Raw genomic sequence first — 23,006 nt, 5'->3', positions numbered from 1 at the left:
GTTCAGGATGAATGATCGGAGGCGGACCGATCAGGCCCGGCGGAGCGGAGCGGCAGAAGCAAACATGTGACACAGCAGGACGGCCAAAGTCAGCGGCCAGAGAATGCATGCCACCGCGCCTGCGAGGCGGGCCAACGTCCAACCATCGTGGTTGGCCCAGCCTTCCAGCAAAGTCATCGTCAGAAAGAGCACAGCCACAAGGCAATAGGCTAACGGCAGAACCACGATGAACAAATCCATATCCCCCGCCTGGCATCAGCTGCCATGGTTGAGAGTACGTTAACGGCGCGGACGGGATCAAACCATCAATTCGGATTAGCTATTAGGCTAGGCAGTTCCTCGATTACCCTTACCCTGCCCTCTCCCCGAGGGGCCGTCAGCTATGCCGCAGCCTTTCTGCGAAACGCGGATGCACACTGGATGAGCCTTGTGCAGATATTTCGAGGCCCGCGATAGAACATGATTGCCGGGCTAATCCGTTCTATCTTGATCCCGCTTGTCTTGCGCCCCACATTCTGGCCAAGACGGAATCGCCCCTCCGGCGCGAAAGGAGCATGCCTGATGTCCGACACCACGACCGCCAAAGTTCGCAAGACCGATGCAGAATGGAAAGAGCAGCTGACGCCGGAGCAATACCGCATCACGCGCCAGCACGGCACGGAACGCGCCTTTACCGGCCCCTACTGGGACAGCTTCGAGACCGGCCTCTACCGCTGCGTCGGATGCAACGCGCCGCTCTTCCGCTCCGATACCAAGTTCGATGCCGGCTGCGGCTGGCCGAGCTATTTCGAACCGGTCTCGCCGGATGCCATGACAGAGCATCGCGACAGCTCCTACGGCATGGTCCGTACGGAGATCCGGTGCAGCAGATGCGATGCACATCTCGGCCACGTCTTCCCCGATGGCCCGCCGCCGACGGGCCTGCGCTACTGCGTCAACGGACATTCGATGGTGTTCGAGGCGGGGAAATAGGCAACGCACGGGGGCTCATCACCACCGCCAGCTCTTTTCCGGTAAGGGAAACGATCGACCGCCTGTGCCCGTCACAGGGATGAGGGCAGTGCCATGTCCATGGCGCGGAAGACTCACTCGATGCCGCATATGCGCCGTGGCTTCATTCCTGTGAGAGGCACAGGAATGAGGGAAGAGAGGCAGCGCAAGACAGCTATGGCCTAGTGTGCCGCTCCCGCGCCTGCGATTGAAGTGCCAAGAATGCCCGCCTGAACGACGAGGCTCACTTCAAAACCCTAAGCTCCATGCAGGTGAGATCGAGCCAGCGGCCGAACTTGGTGCCGACTTCGGAGAAGGTGCCGGCGATGCGGAAGCCGAGCTTTTCGTGCAGGCGGATCGAGGCGACGTTTTCCGACTCGATGCCGGCGATCATGACGTGAACGCCGTTCTCTTTGGCTTTCTCGATAAGCGCCTGCATCAAAAGCTTGCCGATGCCGCCGCCGCGGTAGTCCTTGTCGACATAGACGGAGTGCTCGACCGTATGGCGATAGCCGTCGAAGGCCCGCCAGTCGCCGTAGCTGGCGTAGCCCGCAATCTGCCCCGCCTTTTCCGCGACCAGAACCGGAAAGCCCCTCGCCTTGCGCGCCCGGAACCATTCGGCGCGGTTTTCGAGATCAACGAGGGTTTCGTTCCAGATCGCCGTCGTGTGTTCGACGGCGTGGTTGTAGATGTCGCGGATCGGCGCAAGGTCGGCTTCGGTGGCGTCGCGCACGAGGACGGCGTCGGTCATGTCATGTCCATTCCGGTTCGTTCAGCCCAAGCGCATACGCCCGGCCTTCTTCGATGTAAACCGCGAAATTGGCGCGAAGAAAGAACGATCAGAGCCTGGCAGCGCCCATGCTGAAGCAGGTGAGTACCGCCGAATAATGTACCGCTGCGGCGGCAACCACGAAGCCATGCCAGATGGCGTTCTGGAAGCGCAGCTTTTCCCAGACGTGGAAAATCACACCTGCCGAATAGATGATGCCGCCGATGACGATCAAAAGCATCGAAGCGAAGGGAATGCGCGAGGCGACCGGCCCGGCAACCAGAATGCCGCTCCAACCCATGGCGAGATAGAGCAGGATCGTGAGCTTGTCGTAGCGCCCCGGAAAGGCGCATTTCAGGAAGATGCCGGCGGCCGCCATCGCCCAGATGGCAATCAGCATGGCAAAGAGCAGCGGGTCGTCGGCACCGCGTTCAAGGAAGGGCGTATAGGTCGCGGCGATCAGGATGAAGATCGCCGAATGATCGAGCCTGCGCAGGTACCATTTGGTGGGCGAGACCGGCCAGGCATTGTAGGAAAAGGAAATGCCGAGCGTCAGCACAAGGCCGACGCCGTAAATCCAGGCGGCGGCGATCTCGCCGTAGGAGCTCCAGACCGTCGCATAGAAGATCAAGACGGTCGCACCGACGAGCGCAAGCGCCAGACCGACGCCGTGCACGATGCCGTCGGCGATCAGCTCATATCGGTCGTAAGCCCAGCGAATGCCGTTGAACTCGCCCATTGATGCGCACCCATTCCTCGACCCTTACCGATGCTCTCACTGAACGGCCGGCGGCGCAACAGGCGGCAGCACCGTGCGCGGTAAAACTTCATAAAACGCTTTAATCCTTACCGATCCACCAGCACCGAGCATTTGGCGTGGCGTACCACCCGGTCAGCGGTCGCACCGATGAAATAGTTCGAGAAATCCGGAACATGCGAGGCGATGATGATGAGGTCGGCGTGGTGCGCCTCGGCGGCGGCGAGTATGCCGTGCGCCGGCGGGCCGCGGCCGATCTCCACCTTCGCCGGGATTCCGGTCTTCAGCCGCAGCTGCTCCAGTTTCGCGCGCCCATCATCGATCGCATTGTCGATCAGTTCAGCCGGTAGGTCGACGGCGATATAGGTCGGCACGTCCTGCACGACATTGAGCAGGATGATCTCACCGCCGGCATCAAGCAGCGTCGCGGCCTTGCGGAATGCCCTTTCCCCCCTCTCGATCGTACCCATCTCGATAGGGACGATGATCTTCTTGTACATGGTTTCCTCCACAGCGGGCTTACCTACAAAAGAAGATAACGCGCGATGGACAGGTTCAAGTGGGCACAAGCGATCGTCAACATTAGCTCAACGCTTTATCCTCAAAAACTGATCTTCTGTGAACAATCGGAATCCGCCATATAGAATACAAGTACAGCGGCTCGAGAGGACTTAGAGGCGAGATGGACCGGCGAACATTCCTCGAGCTTGCTTACGGGCAGCGCTTTCGCTGCCGCCGCCGGTGCGCCTTTCCCTTCCATGGCAGGAGATAGACATATGACGACCGAAACCTCTTATGCGCTGACGCGGCCTGCCTATGTCGGCCAGTCGCATCTGGTCGTCACCGACCTGCCGCTGGTCTCGAGCTTCTATCAGTCGATGCTCGGCCTCAAGGTGATCGAGAAGGCGCCGAGCGGCGAGGTGCTCGGCGTGAACGGGATGCCGCTCCTGACGCTGACGACGGGCAGCAAGACGCAGATCGCGCCGCGCAATGCGGCCGGCCTCTTTCACACCGCCTTCCTGATGCCGAACCGGACGGAACTTGCCCGCTGGCTGCGCCATGCGGCCCATAACGATGTCGTGCTCGACGGTGCCTCCGATCATCTCGTCAGCGAAGCCATCTACCTCTCCGATCCCGAAGGCAATGGTATCGAGATTTACGCCGACCGGCCGCACGAGGCCTGGAAATTCCATCAGGACGGCCAGGTCGAAATGGCAACGATCCGCCTCGATCTGCAGGCGCTCTACGACAGTGCGCCGGAGGACGCCTGGGGCGGCATGGCCGACGGCACGGCGATCGGGCATATCCATCTGCAGGTCGGCGACATTCCGGAAGCCGATGCCTTCTATCGCGACGTCCTCGGCCTGAAGCTGATGGCGCGCTATCCCGGCGCGAGCTTCTTTGCAACTGGCGGCTATCACCATCACATCGCCGCCAACATCTGGAACAGCCGCGGCGCCGGCACTCGCGCCGACGGTATGACCGGCCTTTCCGACTACACGCTGCGCTTCAACGACAAGGCGGCGCTCGACAATGCGGTGGCGGCACTCGACCGGCTGGAGATCGAGAGCGCAAAGCGCGACGGCGGCGTGTTCCTCAAGGATCCGTGGGGCATCGGGCTGACGCTTTCGGCTTGAGGCAAAGGTCCGTCCCCCATTCCTTCGAGCCGCTACGTCCGCGCCTCGAACACCATGTTGAACGGCGTTTCCGTCGCCCGGCGGAAATGCGAGAAGCCGGCGTCGAGCACCACTTTCCTGAGCCTCATCTCGCCCGCCTGGGCGCCAAGGCCGAGGCCGACCTCCTGCGACAGCGACGCGGGGGTGCAGATCATCGTCGAAGCGCCGTAATAGACGCGTCCGATCGGATTGAGGTTGTCCTTCAGATTGTCGTGGGCAAATGGCTCGACGATCAGCCAGGTGCCGCCGGGCGCCAGCGTTTCCTTGACATGACGGCCGGCACCGACCGGGTCTCCCATGTCATGCAGGCAATCGAACATTGCGACCATGTCATATCCCTGCGGGGGGAATTCCGCCGCAGTGGCCTGCCGGAAGGTGACGCGGTCGCCGACGCCTGCCTCCTCAGCGGCGGCCCTGGCTTTCTCGATCGAGGGAGCATGATAATCGAAGCCGAAGAATCGCGAGGCGGGATAGGCCTGCGCCATCAGGATTGTCGACGCACCATGGCCGCAGCCGACATCCGCGACCCTGGCACCCGCCTTGAGCTTTGCCTCAACGCCATTGAGCGCCGGTATCCAGCTTGAAACCAGATGCGTGTTGTAGCCGGGCCGGAAGAAGCGTTCGGTGCCGCGGAACAGGCAGGCACTATGTTCGTGCCAGCCGACGCCCTGTCCGCTGCGGAAGGCTTCGGCGATCTTCGGCTCGTCCATCCACATGGACTGCGCCACCTGAAACGCGCCGGCGAAGAAGGCGGGGCTATCTTCTTGCGCAAACACCATCGCCTGCTCGGGGCTGAGATGGAAGCGGTCCGTCCCGTCGTCATAGGTTATGTAATCGGCCGCGGCCATCGCCGAGAGCCATTCGCGGAGATAGCGCTCCTTCAGCCCGGTCTCCTTCGCAAGGCGCCCCACATCCCGCGGCTCGCCGTCCGCCAGAGCCTTGAACAGACCGAGATCATCGCCGAGCACGACGAGCGCGCCGGACACAGCGGCTCCGACATCGCCGACCAGCCGTTCGACCAGTCCATCGAGTTTCGGCATATCGGGTTCGCGCATGTCACCCTCCATTTCCACCGAGGAAAGACCAGCCCGCAAAACTATTCCGAGTATGCCGCGCGAGTGTCAACTTGCCCAAACTGAGTATCCGCCGGCACGCCAGCCTGCCGGGAACCAACACGCATTCCGTGCGTTTCCGTTCCGAGCCAATGAGGCTTTCGGGGACATTCCATAGATGGGCTTTGCCAGCGGCATCCGGAAACAAGCAAAGAAGATCGCAATCGGCGAGCGGCGGACGAGCGCATGGGAAGACACGCTGACCACTGCGACGGAAGAGATGCCGCAGGCACCGGCCCACCGCATCCAGAAGGATGCGCTCGATGTCAGCATGGCCTGGGCGATGATCGGGATCTTCGTGATCCTTGGCCTTGCCGTCCTCTACCAGATGTCGCTGATCCTGATCCCCATCACGCTCGCCGTAGTGGTGGGCATGATCCTCGGCATGGCGGCGGAAAAATTGAGCAAGCTCGGCGTGCCGCGCGTCACCGTTGCCGTCATCCTTTCAAGCGCCGTTGCCCTGGTCATCTTCTTCGTCGTCAGCTCGCTTTCCGGGCCTTTGACGACACTGACCAACGAGGCCCCGGCGTTCATCGAAAGGACGATCAACCGGATCATGCCCTATCTGGAGCAGATACGCTGGCTGCGCATTACCCCCGCAAGCTTCCAGAGCGGGGCAATCTCGATCAATGCACTGCTCGAAAACACCGGCAACGTGCTGCATGTGGTGACGACAAACCTGACGCCGGCGCTCGTGCAGGCGCTGATTTTCTTTGCGGCCCTGCTGCTCTTCCTCTCCGGGCGCGTCAACCTGCGCAAGACGATCATCCTGACCTTCCGCACCCGCCAACAGCGGCTCACGGCCATCCGCGTCATCAGCTCCGTCGAGCGGGTACTGGGCTTTTATTTCGCAACCGCCTCGGTCATCTATGCAGCGCTCGGCGTCGTCATGGCGATGATTGCCTGGGCGGGCGGGCTCTCAGCGCCGGCGCTCTGGGGCTTCTTCGCCTTCCTTTCGAGCTTCATTCCCTATCTCGGCATCACCATGATGACGTTTTCCATCGCGGTCGCCGGCATCCTCATCCATAACGGCATCATCATCGGCCTCCTGCCGGCGGCCGCCTTCTTCATCGTGCACCTCGTCATGGAAAATCTGGTGTTCCCCGCCGTCATGGGCCGTCGGCTGGAAATCAATCCCTTCATCGTCTTCGTCGCCATCATCTTCTGGACATGGATGTGGGGTGCCGTCGGCGCCATGCTCGCTCTGCCGCTCTCGCTCATCGTCATGACGATCGTCGATGAACTCTTCATCGAGGAGAAAGTACTGCCGCAATTGCCGAAGTGAAGGGGTGAGGCTGATGGCGGCGGGGGCGGCATATCCTTTCTGCCAGCGGGGAGACAGTGGGTAGCCGGATGAGGGGCTGAAACGCGTCAGTTCGTGGTTTGAACCTCGCCCACATCCTCGACATCCTGCCGCTGGACGAATTCGGCGCCCTTACCCTCAGATCGAAGCGCCGTCGTAAAGGGCCGCTCAACGCCCCCATCCTCCCAATATTCTTTCGGCATCGGGAGGCCGCGCCACATCTCAATCATACAAATAATACGTGCTCCACTTTTCCCGGGGCACTTTCTCGCCGATCTCGTATTGCAGCTCGCGCACGTTGATGTGCTGCGGGCCGGTGATGCAGGTGTAGGAGAGATGGTACCAGTCGCCCTGGCTGCGGAAGACGGCGCCGGGGGCTTCGAGCTTGTCGTCGCTGGGGATCGGATCCTTGAAGGTGTAGGCGATCACCTTGTCCGGTTTGAAGCCGGTCCTGTCCTTGTTGATGCGGCTCATCGCTTCGGTGTCGCAGCTCTGTTCGAGGCGGGTGGCGGGATCGAGTTTTTCCAGCTGCTTCTTGATGGCGGGATCGACGGCGAAGGCGCAGGAGGCAAAGCTGACGACAGACACGCACAGGACCAGACATTTCCGCATTACGGGCAAATTCCTCTTTATGCTCATGGCAAAATCCGCCCGCCTATGGCCCTCACCCCAAGCCAAAACGAAGCGTAAATTCCGCGCGACGGTAGCGGACTTTGTTAAACAATGTGGTGACATCAAGGCAACGCGAGGAAGGCTCCGATTTGCCGCAGGGTTCTCGCTCCTGCCTTGGCGCTTGATCCAGCCCGCCTCCACCTCTATCTCTTCTCCACCCCGCAATTCCGATCCGGAGCCTTTCCTTGTCTGTTTTCAAGAACCTGCCGACCCCGCCCTCAGCCGCCAAGAAGCCCGTTTCCGATACCCGCCACGGCATCACCCGGTCGGACGATTATGCCTGGCTGCGCGCCGATAACTGGCAGGCGATGTTCAAGGATCCGTCGATCCTCGACCCTGAAATCCGCAGGCACCTGGAGGCGGAAAACGCCTATATGAACGCGGCGATGGAAGACACCAAGCCGCTGCAGAAGACCCTTTTTGCCGAGATGCGCGGCCGCATCAAGGAGGACGACAGCTCGGTGCCGATGAAGGACGGCGCTCACGCCTACGGCACCTTCTTCGTGACCGGCGGCGAGCAGCCGCGCTATTTCCGGATCCCGCGCGACGGCGACGTCAAGGACGAGACGATCCGCACCGTGCTGCTCAACGGCGACAAGGAGGCGGTCGGCAAATCCTATTTCCGGCTCGCCGGCCTCGACCACTCGACCGATCACAGCCGCGCCATCTGGGGCTATGACGACAGGGGATCGGAATTCTTCACGCTGAGGGTGCGTGATCTTGCGACCGGAGGAGACATGCCCGACGTGATCGAGAACACCGGCGGCGGCGGCGTCTGGGCGCCGGACGGCAAGAGCTTCTTCTATTCGGCGCTCGACGAAAACCACCGCCCCTCCAAGGTGTTCCACCACATCATCGGCACGCCGCAGAGCGAGGACCGGCTCGTCTACGAGGAAAAGGATGCAGGCTTCTTCATGAGCGTCGGCGGCTCGCTGCTCGACGATTTCATCTTCATCGACATCCACGACCATGAGACCAGCGAATACCGGCTGCTCTCGACCAAGGATCTGACGGCCGATCCGAAGCTCGTCGCCAAGCGCCAGGAAGGCATCGAATATACACTGACGGAAGGCGGCGACGTCTTCTACATCCTCACCAACGACGGCGGCGCCAAGGATTTCAAGATCATGGAAGCGCCGGTTGACAATCCCGGCAAGGAGAGCTGGCGCGAGGTCGTACCGCACAAGCCCGGAACGCTGATCATCAACCACATGGCCTATGCCCGCCACCTGCTGTGGCTTGAGCGCAAGGATGGTCTGCCGCAGATTATCATTCGCGATCGCAAGACCGGCGAGGAACATGCGATCGCCTTTGCCGAGGAAGCCTATTCACTCGGGTTGCAGGGAGCTGCCGAATACGACACCGACGTCATCCGCTTCTCCTACTCGTCGATGACGACGCCCTCGCAGCTCTACGACTATAACATGATGACGCGCGAGCGGACGCTGTTGAAGACACAGGAGGTGCCCTCGGGCCACAATCCGGACGACTACGTCACGCGGCGCGTCTTCGCGCCGTCATGGGACGGTGAGCAGGTGCCGGTCACCCTGCTCTACCGCAAGGATACGCCGCTCGACGGCTCGGCGCCCTGCCTGCTCTATGGCTACGGCGCCTACGGCATCAGCATTCCGGCCGGTTTCAACACCAACTGCCTGTCGCTCGCCGACCGCGGCTTCGTCTATGCCATCGCCCATGTCCGCGGCGGCAAGGACAAGGGCTTTGCCTGGTACGAAAACGGCAAGATGGCCTTCAAGACCAATACGTTCAAGGACTTCATCGCCGCCGCTGACTATCTGAATCAACAGAAGTTCACGTCCTACGCGAAGATCGTCGCCGAGGGCGGATCGGCAGGCGGCATGCTGATGGGCGCCGTTGCCAACATGGCGCCGGAGAAGTTCGCAGGCATCATCGCTGCCGTTCCTTTCGTCGATGTGCTGAACACCATGCTCGACGACAGCCTGCCGCTGACGCCGCCGGAATGGCCGGAATGGGGCAACCCGATCGAGAGCCGCGAGGATTACGAGCAGATCGCGTCCTATTCGCCCTACGACAACATCAGCGAAAAGGCCTATCCGCCGATCCTGGCGCTCGGCGGCCTGACCGACCCGCGCGTCACCTATTGGGAGCCGGCAAAGTGGGTCGCCAAGCTCCGCGACAAGACCACAAGCGCAGCACCGGTCCTGCTCAAGACCAACATGGACGCCGGCCACGGCGGCGCCGCCGGCCGCTTCCAGCGGCTGGAGGAGATCGCGTTTGAGTATGCGTTTGCAATCAAGGTGGCGGGGAAGGTGTAGGCGGGAGACGGCACGGGAGTTGCCTTTCCTCATTCCTGTCCTTGTGACAGGAACCCAGCCGCGGCGCCTCCGCGCAGCGGACGACTCTCATGGAGTTTCCTGCGCGCAAGGACCTGGGCGCGCTGGACGCCTGTGACGAGCACAGGAATGAGGGTGGCTGGGGTTGGCGTCTGTCCCCGGATACCAGAATGGCGAAAGGAGCAAACCCATGCCGGTCTATGTCGCGCTGCTTCGAGCTGTGAATGTCGGCGGCACGGGCGCTCTGCCGATGGCGGAGCTCAAGGCGATCTGCGAGCGGCTGGGCTTTGCTAACGTCGAGACCTACATCCAGAGCGGCAATGTGCTTTTCCGCTCGGACGAGACCGAGGCGACGGTCGAGAGGCGGCTGGACGAGGCCCTGGCCAAGAATTTCGGCAAGAAGCCGGGCGTGATGATCCGCAGCCGCAAGGAACTGCAGAAGATCGTCGACGAGGCGCCCTTCCCCGATGCCAAGCCGAATTTCCTGTTGGTGACCTTCCTGCCCGAAGCGGCCCCCAAGGGTGCCCTTGGCAATATGATCGCGCCGGACGGCGAGGAGGCGAAGGTCGCCGGGCGCGAGGTCTACGTGCATTATCCGATCGGGTCGGGAAAATCGAAGCTCAAGCTTCCGGCGCTGAAGGCAGGGACGTCGCGCAACCTCAACACCGTGCGCAAGCTCGCCGAGATGGCGGCGGCGATGGAAGATAGTGGGTGAGTATTTCAAGACTGCGCCCTCGGGCCTGCATCTCAGGATGGGCTGATCGACGGCGCCCGCGGCACTGCCCTCATCCTGAGGTGCCGAAGGCGAAGCCGCAGCGTCTCGAAGGATCCCCCTACGCCGCCTTGGCGATGCGAATCCCGCTGAATGCGTGCCTTTTGCCACTATCGCCCATCTCATATTCCCTCATTCCTGTGCCTGGCACAGGAACCGAGCGCGCCCAACTCCTTCTGCACGGGAGACACATTCAAACAAGACGCCATTCACGGCGCGGTCGCGCCGTGAATGAATCTCTGCGACAAGCCACACAGATGAGGGAGAATGTGGAGACGCCGAGACCTTCTGCACCGCATAGCCCCACGCTATGGCCGCATCCGCCGCCTCTCGCGCTAAGCCTACGCCCTTAACACCTCCACGGAAGGCTGAAACAACAGCTTGACGAAGGTCCTGAGCATCAGGATCTGCTCGGCAAGCGTGTTCGGTTCCTTGAGGGCCTTCGACAGCACGATGCCGCCTTCCAGGACGGCGGAGACCATGTCGGCGAGCTGGTCGATATGCACCGGCTCGCGCGGCGTGTAGACGGCCATGATCTCTTCGAACATGCCGCGGAAGCGGTGGCGCCAGGCGAGTACCGCGTTCCTGTTCGTCTCCCGTATCTCGCGGTCGAAGAGCCGTTCGTAATAGCAGACGGTGGCGACGAGGCAGCCGGGATGGCCGTTCGGCAGATCGGAGAGCAGTTCCGAAAGAAGTTTGAGGCCGAGCAGGAAGGATTGCAGCGGATCGTCCACCAGATCGCGGGCGCGGCTGAAGATCTCGTCGTAGATCCGCTCGTCGTTTTCGATGTAGCGGTTGAGCAGTGCTTTCGCGAGCTCGTTCTTATCCTTGAAATGATAGAAAAATCCGCTCTTGGTGATGCCGGTCTCGGCAATCAGCTCCTCGATGGAGGTGCCGCCGAAACCCTTCTGGAGTACGGCCGCCTCCGCCACATCGAGAATGCGGGTTCTCGTTTCCTCGCCCTTGCGCATCAGCCCCTCCTGTACCGCCGGTACAGTTTTTCATCGCGGCCCAACGCATCACGCATGCCGCCTCGTCATCCCAACCGATTGATTTCAAACGGCAACTTGGGAAATCGCGACCAGTATACCGCAAGCTGGCTAGTTTAGCAGGCTCTAAAGGGGGAGAAATCTTACCTGGCCGATCGATCCGACCGGTCAAACGAGGGGCGGAGCCACCGATGAGCAAATACAGAGATAGACTGCCGCAGTTAAGCGGCGGCACATTCATCACCGACGGCGGCATGGAAACCACGCTGATCTTCCACGAGGGCATGGAGCTTCCGCATTTCGCTTCCTTCGTCCTTCTCGCCTCGCCGGAAGGGCGGCGAAAGCTGAAGGAATACTACCGGCGCTATCTCGATATCGCGCGGCAGCACGGCACCGGCTTCGTGCTCGATACGGCGACCTGGCGCGCGAACGCCGACTGGGGCAACAGGCTCGGCTATTCGCCGCAAGCGCTGAAAGCTGCAAACGAGGATGCCGTCGAATTGCTCGCCGGGCTTAGAGGCGAATACGAGCGGCCGCAGATGCCGATCGTCCTCAGCGGCGCGATTGGCCCGCGCGGCGACGGCTACAAAGCGGGCGCGATGAACGCTTCGGAAGCCGAGGACTACCACGGCGAGCAGATCGCGGCCTTCGCCGGGACGGAGGCGGACATGGTGACGGCCCTCACGCTCACCAATATCGACGAGGCGATCGGGGTCGCCCGCGCCGCCAAGGCCCATGGCATGCCGTCGGCGATCTCCTTTACAGTGGAAACGGACGGCAGGCTCGTGACCGGGCGCAGCATCCAGGATGCGATCGAAACGACGGATACGGCGACCGGCGCCGCGCCAGCCTATTACATGATCAACTGCGCGCACCCGATACATTTCGAGGCCGCACTCGATCATGATAGCGGTTGGGTAAAGCGCATTTACGGCATCCGCGCCAATGCCTCGATGATGAGCCATGCCGAGCTCGACGATAGCGAGACGCTGGACGCCGGCGATCCGATCGATTTCGGCAACCGCTACCGGAGGCTATTGTCCAGCATGCCGCAGCTGCGCGTGCTGGGCGGCTGCTGCGGCACCGATCACCGGCATGTCACGGCAATCTGCGAAGCCTGCCTACCGCCGCAGGCAGTGAGCGCATGAGGTGTAATGATGGTTACGATCCAACAATGGCGGCCGAGCCACCTGCTCCAAGAAGCAGTGCGCTTCGCTTTCAGCCACAAACCCAAGCATCAGCACGAAGCCTTCGAGCTGTTCGATGCTGGGCTGATACCCTTTGAGGGCCTCGACGGTCACCTGTTGCAGGACATCGGCATCGGTCCGAACGGTTATCATGCGCATGTCGCCGATCAGCCAACCGGGACCGACAAACCAGGGCCGGTGCATGCTCTGTGACCGATGGCGGCAGGTGTGTCCGCCGCCGTGCAGCTTGCATGCGCAGCTGCGCGGCCCTACCTATGGCCTATGACTTCTGTTCTTGAAAAAGCTGCGCCCGTACGCGCCTTTCCGTTCGACAACAGCTATGCGCGGTTGCCGCAGCATTTCTTTGCGCGGCAGGCCCCGTCGCAGGCGGCGGAGCCCTGGCTGATCAAGCTGAACGAGGAACTCGCCGCCGAACTGGGCCTCGATGTGGATTTGCTGCGACGCGAGGGTGCCGCGATCTTTTCCGGCAATCTCCTGCCGGAAGGCGCCGAACCACTGGCCATGGCCTATGCCGGACACCAGTTCGGCGGCTTCGTGCCGCTGCTCGGCGATGGCCGCGCGATCCTGCTCGGCGAGGTGATCGACCGGAACGGCAAGCGGCAGGACATCCAGCTGAAGGGTGCGGGACAGACACCATTCTCACGCCGCGGCGACGGGCGTGCAGCACTCGGGCCGGTGCTTCGCGAATATATCGTCAGCGAGGCGATGTATGCGCTCGGTATTCCGGCGACACGGGCGCTCGCCGCAGTTTCGACCGGCCAGCCCGTCTATCGCGAAGAGGTGCTGCCGGGTGCGGTCTTCACCCGCGTTGCGGGAAGCCATATCCGCGTCGGCACCTTCCAGTTCTTCGCGGCCCGCGGCGATGCCGAAGGCATCAAGGCGCTCGCCGACTATGTAATCGAACGACACTATCCAGAGCTGAAGGCTGCCAAAAACCCATATCTTGCGCTCTATCAAGCGGTCTGCGAGCGGCAGGCGGCGTTGATTGCCCGCTGGTTGCATGTCGGCTTCATCCACGGCGTGATGAATACCGACAACATGTCGGTCTCCGGCGAGACGATCGACTTCGGGCCGTGTGCCTTCATGGATGCATATGATCCGGCAACCGTCTTCTCCTCGATCGACCATCACGGTCGCTATGCCTATGCCAACCAGCCTGGCATCGGCCAGTGGAACCTTGCGCGCCTCGGCGAGACGCTGCTGCCACTGATCGATGCGGATCAGGACAAGGCCGTCGAGCGCGCCAACGACGTCATTACGGACTATGGCAAGCGGTTCCAGGCGCATTGGCTTTCCGGCATGCGCCGCAAGATTGGCCTCGTCTCCGAAGAGGACGGCGATCTGGACCTGATCCAGTCGCTGCTGGCGCTGATGCAGGACGGAAAGGCGGATTTCACGCTGGCCTTCCGGCGGCTTTGCGCGCTTGCCGGCGACGATGCGGCGGAGACCGCCTTTACCGCGAGCTTCCGCGAGCCGGGGGCCTGCGGCGAATGGCTGGCACGCTGGCGCGAGCGGCTGTCGCGCGATCCGCAATCACCGGCCGACCGCGCGGAGGCGATGCGCAAGGTCAACCCCGCCTTCATCCCGCGCAATCACCGCATCGAGCAGGCGATCGTCGCCGCGACCGAGGACGGCGACTTCTCGCTCTTCGAGGCGCTGCTGACGGTTCTTTCCAAGCCCTACGACGACCAGCCGATGTTTGCAGCCTACATGGAGCCGCCGAAGCCGGAAGAGCGGGTGCTACAGACGTTTTGCGGGACGTGATTTTTCTCTGCGCGGCGCCTGTTCAGATCGGCCGCGACATGAAGACTTCGGTAGGAGCGATGCTGTCCGGCATCTGGCGGAACGGCGGGCAGCGTGTGAAGTCGAAGGCTTCGTAGACCGAGATCGCGTTCTCCATATAAACGGTCGTGTGGGCCACGATTGTGCGTCGATGACCTTTTTCGACTTCAGCCAGGACCGCTCGCATCAGCGCACTGCCGATGCCCTTGCCGCGGAATTCGGGATCGACGTAGAACTTGCGAATCTCCATGGTTGCGTCATCGAATGGAGCGAAGGCCAGGCATCCCGCCGGCGAGCCCTCCCATCTGGCGATGTACATCTTGGCGTCCGCCGAACTGTATTTCGCGGCCAGGCTGCTCCTCGTTTCGCCGTGGTATATGGCCAGCACTTCTTCCGGAGCGACGCCATAGGCCTGCACCTCGGCCGCATCCCATGCCGCGAGTGCATCGCAGAATTCCGCGGCAATCTCAAAATCCGCCGCACCAATCGCCCTGGAAACAGAAATCATCGCATAGTCCCGTGTATCCGATGATGCGATTGCATACCACGGCTGCGTAATTCTTGCGAGCGGGAAGCCAGGGTTTTGCGCTTGCTTCACGCTGCACGGGAGGCCAAGAAGCGGATACTGCTGACCGCTTTTGAGAAACGTGAGTGTCCCTCACTTTTGTCATTTCCATGCTTGTCACAAGGATCCAGCCACAGCGAGTCTGCCGTGAAATGACCCGCTTACAAGAAGGAGTCTCCTGCGCCAGGGACATGGCGCTGCTGGATCTCTGCGACACGCACAGGGATGATGGAGAACGAGGGGATGGGGGACTACGAGGAGCGTCGCATGCGAGGCGATGCGGCCGTCCATCCATGCCTCCCTGCGCCAAATGTGGCCATTGAACGACAGCCCCTTCGCCCTAAGTCGCTGATTCGGCGGAATTGTCCCCATCCCACCACGCCCAGCTCACCTTAGCGGGAGACCGGCTTTATGACGATCGTCATTACTTCCATCCTTTTTCTTATCATCGGACTGGTTCTTAGCGGCGGCGGCCTGTGGCTCGTGACGCTCGGCGGCAGCGTCTTCTATTTGTTTGCAGGGTTGATGTTCCTCATCACCGCAGCGTTGCTTTTCATGCGCAAGGCCATGGCGCTCTGGATCTATGCGGTGCTGGTTGCCGTGGCGCTCATCTGGGCGGTGTGGGAAGTCGGGTTCGACTGGTGGCAGCTCGGGCCGCGCGGCGGCTTGACCATTCTACTCGGGCTTTGGCTATTGACGCCGTGGATCCGAAGGCCGCTCGGGTTTTCGAGCCCGAGCGGCCTTCCCTACCCTGCCAATCCCTGGCCGCTCGCCGTGCCGGTGATCATCGCCATTCTTGTTGCCGGGTATTCGATGACTACCGATCCGCATGATCTTGCCGGCGATCTTCCCAGCGAGGTCGTGGCGGCCGCGCCGCCCTTCGGCGGCAATGTGCCAGACGGCGAGTGGCATCAATATGGCCGCACGCCTTTCGGCCAGCGCTATTCGCCGCTCGACCAGATCAACAAGGACAATGTGAAGGATTTGAAGGTCGCCTGGGAGTACCAGACCGGCGACGTGAAGCGGCCCGACGATATCGGCGAGACGACCTATCAGGTGACGCCGCTCAAAGTCGGCGACACGCTCTATCTTTGCACACCGCACAACTGGGCGATCGCGCTCGACGCCAAGACCGGGAAGGAGAAATGGAAATACGACGCAAATTCCGGCATGAACCCGGACCGGCAGCACCAGACCTGCCGCGGCGTCACCTACTATGCCGATCCGGCCGTCGCGGCCGGCCAGCCCTGCGCCGCACGGGTCTATCTGCCGACGTCCGATGCGCGGCTGATCGCGCTCGATGCAGCCGACGGCAAAATCTGCGAAAGCTTTGCCGACAAGGGCGTACTGCATCTGGAGACCGGCATGAAATACAACCCGGCCGGCTATTATTACTCCACCTCGCCGCCGGTCGCGGTCGCCGGCAAGCTCATCATCGGCGGTGCCGTCAACGACAACTATTCGACCCAGGAGCAATCCGGCGTCATCCGAGCCTTCGACATCAACACCGGCGCGCTTCTCTGGAACTGGGATTCTGGCAATCCGGATCAGACCGCACCTCTGCCCGAAGGCCAGACCTACGTCACCAACTCGCCGAACAGCTGGTCCGTCTTCAGTGTCGATGAAGGGCTTGGCTCCGTCTATATCCCGCTCGGCAACCAGGTGCCGGACCAGCTCGGCATGGACCGCAGCGCCAATGTCGAAAAATTCTCCTCCTCCGTCGTGGCGCTCGACATCAATACGGGCCAGTTGAAATGGGTGCAGCAGTTCGTCCACCACGACCTCTGGGATATGGACGTGCCGGCGCAGCCCGTGCTCTTCGACATGACGAAGCCGGACGGCAGCGTCGTTCCGGCTCTCGTCGCCCCGACGAAGCAGGGCGACATCTACGTACTCGACCGGCGCACCGGCCAGGCGATCATTCCCTTCAAGGAAATCCCGGCGCCCGGCGGCGCGATTCCCGAGGACCATACGGCGCCGACGCAGCCGATCTCCGACCTCAGCTTCTCGCCCGATCCGCTGAAGGAAAAGGACATGTGGGGGATTACGCTCATCGACCAGCTCGCCTGCCGCATCGCCTTTCACCGCTACAAATACGAGGGCCGCTATACGCCGCCTACGGTGGAGGGAACAATCGTCTATCCGGGCAATTTCGGCACCTTCAATTGGGGCAGCGTCGCGGTCGATCCGGAGCGGCAGATCATGTTCGGCATGCCGACTTATCTCGCCTTCACCTCAAGGCTCGTTCCGGCCGCCGAGATTCCCCCGCGCGGACAGGACGAAAAGGGCAGCGAGCAGGGCCTGAACCGCAATGACGGGGCGCCTTACGGCGTGTTCATGGGACCGCTCCTCGGCCCGCTCCAAATCCCCTGCCAGGCGCCGCCATGGGGCTATGTCGCGGGCGTCGATCTCCGGACCGGCAAGATCGCCTATATGCACAAGAACGGCACCGTGCACGACATGACGCCGCTGCCGCTTCCCTTCAAGGTCGGCGTGCCGGGTATCGGCGGGCCGATACTCACCAAGGGCGGCGTCGCCTTCCTCGGCGCTGCCGTCGACAACTACCTGCGCGCCTACGACGCCACCAACGGCAACCAGCTCTGGGAAGCGCGTCTCCCAGCCGGCGGTCAGGCAACGCCGATGACCTATACGGCCAGCGACAACAAGCAATATGTCGTCATGGTTGCCGGCGGCCATGGGTCGGTGGGGACGAAGCCCGGCGATTACGTGATCGCTTATACGCTGCCGTAGGCGCTACCGGGGTTGGTGCCGCTGGGATGCGGCTCCCACTTCAAGTCGCAAAATTTAAACACTGCCTCCTCAAGCACAACCTGAAATGGAAGCACAAGCCTTGTGCATGTTTTGGCGCCCACGGTCTGCTACAATCTTTAAGGGTGTCTGTTCATGGAAATCGGTGGAAGCGTTTGAAGCCTTCTCAGTCCCTATAACCGGCGGGGACTGAGCTGAGCTATCTGGCGCCTTCCATTTCCAGCACCATGTGGGCGATGCAGCCAGCCGGGCGACACGATGATTGCCGAGGAGACCGAGGCCGATCTCGCCGCCAAGAAACACCATGCCGAGTCTTGCCGCCATGCCGCCTGAAGGACGCGACGCAAGCGAAAAGCAGATTGCCGAGGCGATCAAGCGCGAGCTTCCCGGAATCGACAGCGCAGACGATACCGAGCGCACCGCTTCCGGGTCTCAGGCGGCCGACATCCAACGCAAACAGACCGCCTAAGTTCGCAAACTGATTCAAGACGATGCGGCGGAGATTCACATCTCCGCCGCATGCTTTTGAATTTGCTGATTATCCCGTCATGCCCGCGACGATCTTCGCGACTTCGGCAAAGACGGGGTTCAACTCCTTCACCGGCGCCGTCGCCTCGGCGATATAGGCCGTCACAAGGATCGGCCCGCGGCCCTTCGGCCAGATGATGGCGATGTCTGCAGCGCTCCCATTGTCGCCCGTGCCGGTCTTGTCGCCCACCTTCCAGGCTCCCGGCAGACCGGCGCGAAGACGCGCATCGCCCGTGGTGTTCGCCAGCATCCATTCGATCAGCTTTTCGCGTGAGGGCTCGGACAGCACCGAACCGAGCGCGAGGTTGCCGAGCGTGTCGAGCATCGCGTCCGGGGTGGTCGTGTCGCGCGGATCGCCTTTCTTGCCCTCGTTCAGCGCCGTCTCCCAGCGATCGAGGCGGGTCGCGCGGTCGCCGATCGAGCGCAGCCATTTGGTGAGCGCCTTCGGGCCTGCGACGCTTTCAAGCAACAGATTGCCGGCGGTATTGTCGCTCAGCGTAATCGCCGCCTTGCAAAGATCGCCGACGCTCATCCCCTCCCCGCCGACGTGTTTTTCCGTTTCCGGCGAATAGGAGACGAGCTTGTCCTGGCTATAGATCACGCGGCGCTCGAGATTCTCATCGCCCTTGTCGACGCGCGAAAGCACCATGGCCGAGGCGAGTACCTTGAATGTGCTACACATCGGGAAACGTTCGGTCTCGCGATAGCCGAGCGTGACCTTTGTTTCGGTGTCGATGACGGAAATGCCGAGCCTGCCGCCGGTGCGCTTTTCAAGCTCCGCCAACCGGCGTTCAATGTCGTCATCGGTTTCGGAAGCGCCAGCGAACGAGGCAAGGGAAAGTGCGGGAAAGAGCATCGCCGTCTTCAAGATCGTGCGGCGATGGATTGAAAAATCATTCATGAAATCACTCCGGCTGAATCAACAGCCAAAGAGCTATGCCGCGATTGTGGCGCCTTGTCGTCGCCTTTACGGCGTCATCAGGTCGCCTGCAATTGCGTGACCTCGACGGTCACGTGCGAGAGCTCGTCCAGGCTTTCGAGCTTCGCCTTGTAGAAAGCAGGCTCGCGCGGCTCGGACGTCGCGACGGCGACGATCGCGGCGTGATGGCCGGGGCCGAGCTGCCAGACATGCAGGTCCGTGATGCGGTCGCTGTCGGTTTCGATCACCTTGCGGATTTCTCCTGGCAGCTCCTCGCCGTCTGCCGCCGCATCGAGCAGCACGCGGCCGGAGGACTTCATCAGGCCCCAGGACCATTGCGCGATGATGAAGCCGCCGACGATGCCCATCAGTGGATCGAGCCATAGCCAGCCATAAAGGCCGCCGAAGGAAAGGGCCGCAATCGCGAGCACGGAGGTCAGCGCATCGGCGAGGACATGGGTGTAGGCGGCGCGTATGTTGTTGTCGATCGGCCCGCCGTGGTGGGGATGGTCGCCGCGATCATGATGCGCATGATCGCCGTGGTGATGATGGTGGCTGTGCCCGTGGTGATGGCCGTGATCCTTCAACAGCCAGGCGCTGACGAGATTGACGGCAAGGCCGATGACGGCGACGCCGATCGCCTGGGCGAAGCTGATGGGTACCGGATTGGCGATGCGCAGGACGCTCTCCCAGGCCATCAGCAGTGCGATCATGGCGAGAATGATCGCGCTTGCAAAACCCGCCAGATCGCCTAGCTTGCCGGTGCCGAAGGTAAAGCGCGGATTGCGGGCCTGCTTGCGGGCATAGAGATAGGCAACGGCGGAGATCAGAAGCGCACTGGCATGCGTCGACATGTGCCATCCGTCGGCGACGAGCGCCATGGAGCCGAATATTGTGCCGGCGCCGATTTCCACGACCATCATCACCGCCGTCAGCGCAATCACAAACCAGACGCGACGCTCGTTGCGCTCGTGGCCAGCACCCAGGAAGACATGGTCGTGTTCCAGAGTTTGTGTGGTCATCGCGCGCTCCTTCGATCTCTTCAGCGGATGTAGGTCCGCAGCACTTGCGAAATTTCCTCGACCGCCTCGGCGCGGGCCTTCTCGTCGGCCGCATTCAGCACGTGCTCGTGTAGGTGATCTTCCAGCACCTCGCCGGTCAGCCCGTTCAGCGCGCCGCGGATCGAGGCCAGCAGCTGCAGGATGTCAGAACAGGGGCGCTCGGCCTCCAAAGCGCGCTCGACGGCTTCCAGCTGGCCCTTGAGGCGGCTGACGCGGGCGATGAGCTTTTTCTTGTGACGGCTGGTGTGCGACAAGGGCTGTTACCATTTTAGTATAGGGGGGTATAGTATATGCGGCGGCCGCGAATGGGAAGTGTATCTTTGGTTTCCGTGTGATGTTCGACGGGCGGAACGGCAAAGACCACGTTGCTGACCGGGGGCTGCCTCATCATTCCCGCCCTCATTCATGTCCTTGTGACAGGAATGAGGAGAGTATGCGATGGTTTGCTGGTGGCAAAGGGCACGCATTCAGCGGATCCATACCGCCAAGGCGGCGTCGAGGAGGTGATCCTTCGAGGCCCTGCGCCTTCGATTTCGGGGATCTCAGCATGAGGGCCGCTCCGCGGGCACCGGCGATGAGCCCTCATCCTGAGATGCAAGCCCGCAGGGCGCAGCCTCGAAGGACGAGCGGGTGATGGGGTCGGTTTTCCTTGCGTCCCCCATCACCCGGCTTGATGAGCCCGCGGCTTGGGAACGCTACAACGTCTCCGCACCCGCCATCTTGGTGAACACCTGCACACGCTTCCAGCGCAGCGTGCCGGGCTTGTATTTCTTCAGCCACTCCTGGGTCTCGCTCTCGTCCAGGAAGAGGCTTGCACTGGTGTCGGCCGACGCATTCGCTTGGCCGTCGCTCCGCCCGGCCATGACCTCCTGGATCGAGCGGAAATAATAGTGGTTGAAGAGGCGGTTGAACTCGGTGAAGTAGATGTCGGCCACGCGTTCGCTGCCGCGGATCAGCAGCATATTCTCGTCGTTGTCATTGGTCGAAGCTTCTGAAAAATTCGCCGAACCGGACACGACGATCGGGTCGGCGCCGAGCGGGTCCTTCAGCAGAAATTTCGAGTGGACGTAAGCCACATGCTGGTTGAGCCCGAGTGCCCGGGCATTGGTTTCCCGCGTCCACTGGTAGACCGGATCGCGCAGGAACGATCCCCAGGCCTGATAGACGTTGTGTTTCGCATTCAGCGGCACGAAGGGATCGTTGGCACGGGGATTGGGCTTGTCCTGCTTTTCCAAGAGCAGGAAGATCACGGGGCGCTGCGGCATCTCTGCTTCCGTGTTGTCGACCAGCGCCGTCTTGAATTTCTTGCCGATGCCGAACGCAAGCGTGATGCCGCCGTAATCGGTGGAGGAATCGAGCGCGTCGACATACATGTCGAGCACCTTGCTTCCTGACCGCGGACTGAAGACGCTTGATACGCCTTTCGGAATATTCTCCCAGTCCGCCGGAATCGGCGCCAGCCCCATCACGGCGTCGCGATAGGCCTTGCGCTTGGCATCGGATACGGCTCTTGTTTCTCCCTCAACTGCGCCCGGATCGCTTTGGAGCGTCTTCCAGTAAGCCTCAAAGGCCGCAGCAACATCCGCATTGCGCACCCAATGGCCGACATTCGTCTGCCCGTGGATGCCGCCCGGCGACATGTTGGTCGAGCCTGTCCAGACTTCCGCCGGCTTCTGCGCAGCACCTTTCAGCAGGACCAGGAACTTGTTGTGCTGGATGTTGTTCGGATTGTTTTCCCGCCAGCGGGCAATCGCCGTCGCCGGAAGCCCGGCGTCTTTGACCATAGCCTTGTTGTCCTCGCGCGGAAAGCTCGGATGGAACTTGCCCTTGCTGTCGGTGTGTTCATTGATCTTCGCGTCGAGGATGAGTTTTACCACGACGCCGCGATCGATGGCGGCCTTCAGGCGCTCGGCGACCGGCAGATAGCGGAATTCGTAGAAGCATCCGAGGAGCGTGTCGCCGGCCTGCGCCTGATCGATGAACCTGAAAAGCGCCTCGTCGAGGTCGCGGCTCAGCCATTGCATCGCTTCAAGACGCTTCTCCGCCGGCTGCAGATCGTCAGGCTTTTCGTTGCCGAAGCGGCGTTGATAGGCCTGGCTGCTGGCAACGCCGCGGTTGAAGAAGATATCGTGCTCAAGCTCCGTAAAGAGCGGCTCAGTCCTGACGACGATCTTCACCGGCGGCGCGCTGCGGTCGAGGTTCTTGGGCTTGCCTTTCAGCGGATAGAAGAAATATTCGTATCGGCGGTCCGGCTTTGCCGTGAAGTCGTCCCAGACGAAACTCTGCACCGGGTGATCGTAGGTCGTGACGACCGTTTTCTCGTCCGGCTGTGGGATGACGCTTGCGAAGACCTTCATGCCATAGACGAAATAGCGCTGGTTTTCCGTGGGGTCGTAACGCTCGACCGCGAAACCGAGCAGGCCTTTCGTATCGGCATTTTGGTAGTCGACGGCGAATGAGACGGTGTTGACACCGGTGACCGCGAAAATGCGATATCCTTCAACTTCCTTGGAAACGAAACGCATGATGCCCCTCCGTAAAAGCGTTCGTCTGGAATTTATCGGATTTTCTACATAAGGCTGCAGCGCCACACTAAACAACTTAACAGATAGTATCCACGATAATGACGCCCCATTGACAAATCGCGCGTTCTGGAGAATCTATCGCGCATGATCAACAACGCGCACATCACTAGCACGTATTTTTGGCTGTACCTGTAAAGGGCGGCCGGACAGATCATATTGTCAACAAGCCGCCGTCAGGCGGCTTTGTTGTAATCGGCAGCGTCCTGACGGCAGAATACCAAACAAGGACGCGAAGGC

At 61.6% G+C, this 23,006-nt stretch carries 23 protein-coding genes; 10 read left to right on the top strand and 13 right to left on the bottom strand.

Features of this window, described 5'->3' with window-relative positions; all coding sequences use genetic code 11:
• Window positions 1–30: 30 nt before the first annotated feature.
• The gene (locus tag A3C3_RS38105; RefSeq protein ID WP_022714512.1) at window positions 31–240 is read right to left on the bottom strand and encodes a hypothetical protein; all 210 of its coding nucleotides are present in this window, start codon (window positions 238–240) and stop codon (window positions 31–33) included.
• Window positions 241–561: 321 nt separating this feature from the next.
• Here A3C3_RS38105 and msrB point away from each other — a divergent pair, with 321 nt between their 5' ends.
• Entirely contained in the window at window positions 562–972 is a 411-nt protein-coding gene (msrB, locus tag A3C3_RS0110245; protein WP_022714511.1) for a peptide-methionine (R)-S-oxide reductase MsrB, read from the top strand.
• 262 nt (window positions 973–1,234) lie between these two features.
• Here msrB and A3C3_RS0110240 read toward each other — a convergent pair whose 3' ends face one another.
• From A3C3_RS0110240 to A3C3_RS0110230, 3 genes are all read right to left on the bottom strand, one after another.
• Window positions 1,235–1,741 carry a GNAT family N-acetyltransferase gene (locus tag A3C3_RS0110240; protein ID WP_022714510.1) on the bottom strand — a complete coding sequence of 169 codons (507 nt, stop codon included), beginning with the start codon at window positions 1,739–1,741 and terminating at the stop codon, window positions 1,235–1,237.
• An 88-nt stretch (window positions 1,742–1,829) separates the two neighbouring features.
• Window positions 1,830–2,498, bottom strand: coding sequence for a PAQR family membrane homeostasis protein TrhA (gene trhA, locus A3C3_RS0110235; RefSeq protein ID WP_022714509.1), 669 nt, complete (start codon window positions 2,496–2,498; stop codon window positions 1,830–1,832).
• A gap of 107 nt (window positions 2,499–2,605) precedes the next feature.
• Window positions 2,606–3,016: a universal stress protein gene (locus A3C3_RS0110230; protein WP_022714508.1), complete on the bottom strand. Its 411-nt coding sequence runs from the start codon at window positions 3,014–3,016 to the stop codon at window positions 2,606–2,608.
• A 276-nt stretch (window positions 3,017–3,292) separates the two neighbouring features.
• Between A3C3_RS0110230 and A3C3_RS0110225 the strand changes: the two genes are divergently transcribed.
• Window positions 3,293–4,153: a VOC family protein gene (locus tag A3C3_RS0110225; protein ID WP_022714507.1), complete on the top strand. Its 861-nt coding sequence runs from the start codon at window positions 3,293–3,295 to the stop codon at window positions 4,151–4,153.
• A 32-nt stretch (window positions 4,154–4,185) separates the two neighbouring features.
• On the opposite strand, the gene A3C3_RS0110220 is transcribed toward A3C3_RS0110225, so the two are convergent.
• Entirely contained in the window at window positions 4,186–5,247 is a 1,062-nt protein-coding gene (locus A3C3_RS0110220) for a class I SAM-dependent methyltransferase (protein ID WP_022714506.1), read from the bottom strand.
• A gap of 175 nt (window positions 5,248–5,422) precedes the next feature.
• Here A3C3_RS0110220 and A3C3_RS0110215 point away from each other — a divergent pair, with 175 nt between their 5' ends.
• Window positions 5,423–6,589 carry an AI-2E family transporter gene (locus A3C3_RS0110215; RefSeq protein ID WP_022714505.1) on the top strand — a complete coding sequence of 389 codons (1,167 nt, stop codon included), beginning with the start codon at window positions 5,423–5,425 and terminating at the stop codon, window positions 6,587–6,589.
• A gap of 86 nt (window positions 6,590–6,675) precedes the next feature.
• Here A3C3_RS0110215 and A3C3_RS47875 read toward each other — a convergent pair whose 3' ends face one another.
• Both A3C3_RS47875 and A3C3_RS0110205 read right to left on the bottom strand, forming a co-directional pair.
• Window positions 6,676–6,810, bottom strand: a complete 135-nt coding sequence (locus A3C3_RS47875; RefSeq protein ID WP_267903856.1) for a hypothetical protein — start codon at window positions 6,808–6,810, stop codon at window positions 6,676–6,678.
• A 19-nt stretch (window positions 6,811–6,829) separates the two neighbouring features.
• Window positions 6,830–7,219, bottom strand: a complete 390-nt coding sequence (locus tag A3C3_RS0110205; protein WP_022714503.1) for a DUF930 domain-containing protein — start codon at window positions 7,217–7,219, stop codon at window positions 6,830–6,832.
• Between the two features lie 245 nt (window positions 7,220–7,464).
• Here A3C3_RS0110205 and A3C3_RS0110200 point away from each other — a divergent pair, with 245 nt between their 5' ends.
• Window positions 7,465–9,573: a S9 family peptidase gene (locus tag A3C3_RS0110200; protein ID WP_022714502.1), complete on the top strand. Its 2,109-nt coding sequence runs from the start codon at window positions 7,465–7,467 to the stop codon at window positions 9,571–9,573.
• Window positions 9,574–9,781: 208 nt separating this feature from the next.
• Window positions 9,782–10,306 carry a DUF1697 domain-containing protein gene (locus tag A3C3_RS0110195; RefSeq protein WP_022714501.1) on the top strand — a complete coding sequence of 175 codons (525 nt, stop codon included), beginning with the start codon at window positions 9,782–9,784 and terminating at the stop codon, window positions 10,304–10,306.
• A gap of 398 nt (window positions 10,307–10,704) precedes the next feature.
• On the opposite strand, the gene A3C3_RS0110190 is transcribed toward A3C3_RS0110195, so the two are convergent.
• On the bottom strand, window positions 10,705–11,334 hold the full coding sequence (locus A3C3_RS0110190) for a TetR/AcrR family transcriptional regulator (protein ID WP_022714500.1): 630 nt from the start codon (window positions 11,332–11,334) through the stop codon (window positions 10,705–10,707).
• Window positions 11,335–11,543: 209 nt separating this feature from the next.
• Between A3C3_RS0110190 and A3C3_RS0110185 the strand changes: the two genes are divergently transcribed.
• From A3C3_RS0110185 to A3C3_RS0110175, 3 genes are all read left to right on the top strand, one after another.
• A complete protein-coding gene (locus A3C3_RS0110185) occupies window positions 11,544–12,500 on the top strand; it encodes a homocysteine S-methyltransferase family protein (RefSeq protein WP_022714499.1) in 957 nt (318 codons plus the stop codon).
• 9 nt (window positions 12,501–12,509) lie between these two features.
• Entirely contained in the window at window positions 12,510–12,752 is a 243-nt protein-coding gene (locus A3C3_RS0110180) for a hypothetical protein (RefSeq protein WP_145611882.1), read from the top strand.
• Between the two features lie 69 nt (window positions 12,753–12,821).
• On the top strand, window positions 12,822–14,324 hold the full coding sequence (locus A3C3_RS0110175) for a protein adenylyltransferase SelO (protein WP_022714497.1): 1,503 nt from the start codon (window positions 12,822–12,824) through the stop codon (window positions 14,322–14,324).
• Window positions 14,325–14,346: 22 nt separating this feature from the next.
• Here A3C3_RS0110175 and A3C3_RS0110170 read toward each other — a convergent pair whose 3' ends face one another.
• Window positions 14,347–14,850, bottom strand: coding sequence for a GNAT family N-acetyltransferase (locus A3C3_RS0110170; RefSeq protein ID WP_022714496.1), 504 nt, complete (start codon window positions 14,848–14,850; stop codon window positions 14,347–14,349).
• A 468-nt stretch (window positions 14,851–15,318) separates the two neighbouring features.
• Here A3C3_RS0110170 and A3C3_RS0110165 point away from each other — a divergent pair, with 468 nt between their 5' ends.
• Window positions 15,319–17,658 carry a glucose/quinate/shikimate family membrane-bound PQQ-dependent dehydrogenase gene (locus tag A3C3_RS0110165; protein WP_022714495.1) on the top strand — a complete coding sequence of 780 codons (2,340 nt, stop codon included), beginning with the start codon at window positions 15,319–15,321 and terminating at the stop codon, window positions 17,656–17,658.
• Window positions 17,659–17,980: 322 nt separating this feature from the next.
• A complete protein-coding gene (locus A3C3_RS45155) occupies window positions 17,981–18,145 on the top strand; it encodes a hypothetical protein (RefSeq protein ID WP_022714494.1) in 165 nt (54 codons plus the stop codon).
• Between the two features lie 69 nt (window positions 18,146–18,214).
• On the opposite strand, the gene bla is transcribed toward A3C3_RS45155, so the two are convergent.
• The 4 genes from bla to A3C3_RS38100 form a co-directional block, all read right to left on the bottom strand.
• On the bottom strand, window positions 18,215–19,105 hold the full coding sequence (gene bla / locus A3C3_RS0110155) for a class A beta-lactamase (RefSeq protein ID WP_022714493.1): 891 nt from the start codon (window positions 19,103–19,105) through the stop codon (window positions 18,215–18,217).
• Window positions 19,106–19,182: 77 nt separating this feature from the next.
• Entirely contained in the window at window positions 19,183–20,145 is a 963-nt protein-coding gene (gene dmeF / locus A3C3_RS0110150) for a CDF family Co(II)/Ni(II) efflux transporter DmeF (RefSeq protein ID WP_022714492.1), read from the bottom strand.
• 20 nt (window positions 20,146–20,165) lie between these two features.
• Window positions 20,166–20,438, bottom strand: a complete 273-nt coding sequence (gene dmeR, locus A3C3_RS0110145) for a Ni(II)/Co(II)-sensing transcriptional repressor DmeR (protein WP_022714491.1) — start codon at window positions 20,436–20,438, stop codon at window positions 20,166–20,168.
• Between the two features lie 441 nt (window positions 20,439–20,879).
• Window positions 20,880–22,709 carry a phospholipase D-like domain-containing protein gene (locus A3C3_RS38100; RefSeq protein ID WP_022714490.1) on the bottom strand — a complete coding sequence of 610 codons (1,830 nt, stop codon included), beginning with the start codon at window positions 22,707–22,709 and terminating at the stop codon, window positions 20,880–20,882.
• Window positions 22,710–23,006: the final 297 nt, after the last annotated feature.

Origin of the sequence: Rhizobium mongolense USDA 1844 (genome assembly GCF_000419765.1) — a bacterium.
Classification (GTDB): Bacteria; Pseudomonadota; Alphaproteobacteria; order Rhizobiales; family Rhizobiaceae; genus Rhizobium; species Rhizobium mongolense.
This window is presented reverse-complemented; position numbering and strand designations above follow the sequence as displayed.

Coding starts and splice junctions, on each gene's coding strand:
- A3C3_RS38105 (WP_022714512.1), bottom strand. CDS start 240: ATGGATTTGTTCATCGTGGTTCTGCCGTTAGCCTATTGCCTTGTGGCT.
- msrB (WP_022714511.1), top strand. CDS start 562: ATGTCCGACACCACGACCGCCAAAGTTCGCAAGACCGATGCAGAATGG.
- A3C3_RS0110240 (WP_022714510.1), bottom strand. CDS start 1,741: ATGACCGACGCCGTCCTCGTGCGCGACGCCACCGAAGCCGACCTTGCG.
- trhA (WP_022714509.1), bottom strand. CDS start 2,498: ATGGGCGAGTTCAACGGCATTCGCTGGGCTTACGACCGATATGAGCTG.
- A3C3_RS0110230 (WP_022714508.1), bottom strand. CDS start 3,016: ATGTACAAGAAGATCATCGTCCCTATCGAGATGGGTACGATCGAGAGG.
- A3C3_RS0110225 (WP_022714507.1), top strand. CDS start 3,293: ATGACGACCGAAACCTCTTATGCGCTGACGCGGCCTGCCTATGTCGGC.
- A3C3_RS0110220 (WP_022714506.1), bottom strand. CDS start 5,247: ATGCGCGAACCCGATATGCCGAAACTCGATGGACTGGTCGAACGGCTG.
- A3C3_RS0110215 (WP_022714505.1), top strand. CDS start 5,423: ATGGGCTTTGCCAGCGGCATCCGGAAACAAGCAAAGAAGATCGCAATC.
- A3C3_RS47875 (WP_267903856.1), bottom strand. CDS start 6,810: ATGCCGAAAGAATATTGGGAGGATGGGGGCGTTGAGCGGCCCTTTACG.
- A3C3_RS0110205 (WP_022714503.1), bottom strand. CDS start 7,219: ATGCGGAAATGTCTGGTCCTGTGCGTGTCTGTCGTCAGCTTTGCCTCC.
- A3C3_RS0110195 (WP_022714501.1), top strand. CDS start 9,782: ATGCCGGTCTATGTCGCGCTGCTTCGAGCTGTGAATGTCGGCGGCACG.
- A3C3_RS0110190 (WP_022714500.1), bottom strand. CDS start 11,334: ATGCGCAAGGGCGAGGAAACGAGAACCCGCATTCTCGATGTGGCGGAG.
- A3C3_RS0110185 (WP_022714499.1), top strand. CDS start 11,544: ATGAGCAAATACAGAGATAGACTGCCGCAGTTAAGCGGCGGCACATTC.
- A3C3_RS0110180 (WP_145611882.1), top strand. CDS start 12,510: ATGGTTACGATCCAACAATGGCGGCCGAGCCACCTGCTCCAAGAAGCA.
- A3C3_RS0110175 (WP_022714497.1), top strand. CDS start 12,822: ATGACTTCTGTTCTTGAAAAAGCTGCGCCCGTACGCGCCTTTCCGTTC.
- A3C3_RS0110170 (WP_022714496.1), bottom strand. CDS start 14,850: ATGATTTCTGTTTCCAGGGCGATTGGTGCGGCGGATTTTGAGATTGCC.
- A3C3_RS0110165 (WP_022714495.1), top strand. CDS start 15,319: ATGACGATCGTCATTACTTCCATCCTTTTTCTTATCATCGGACTGGTT.
- A3C3_RS45155 (WP_022714494.1), top strand. CDS start 17,981: ATGCCGAGTCTTGCCGCCATGCCGCCTGAAGGACGCGACGCAAGCGAA.
- bla (WP_022714493.1), bottom strand. CDS start 19,105: ATGAATGATTTTTCAATCCATCGCCGCACGATCTTGAAGACGGCGATG.
- dmeF (WP_022714492.1), bottom strand. CDS start 20,145: ATGACCACACAAACTCTGGAACACGACCATGTCTTCCTGGGTGCTGGC.
- A3C3_RS38100 (WP_022714490.1), bottom strand. CDS start 22,709: ATGCGTTTCGTTTCCAAGGAAGTTGAAGGATATCGCATTTTCGCGGTC.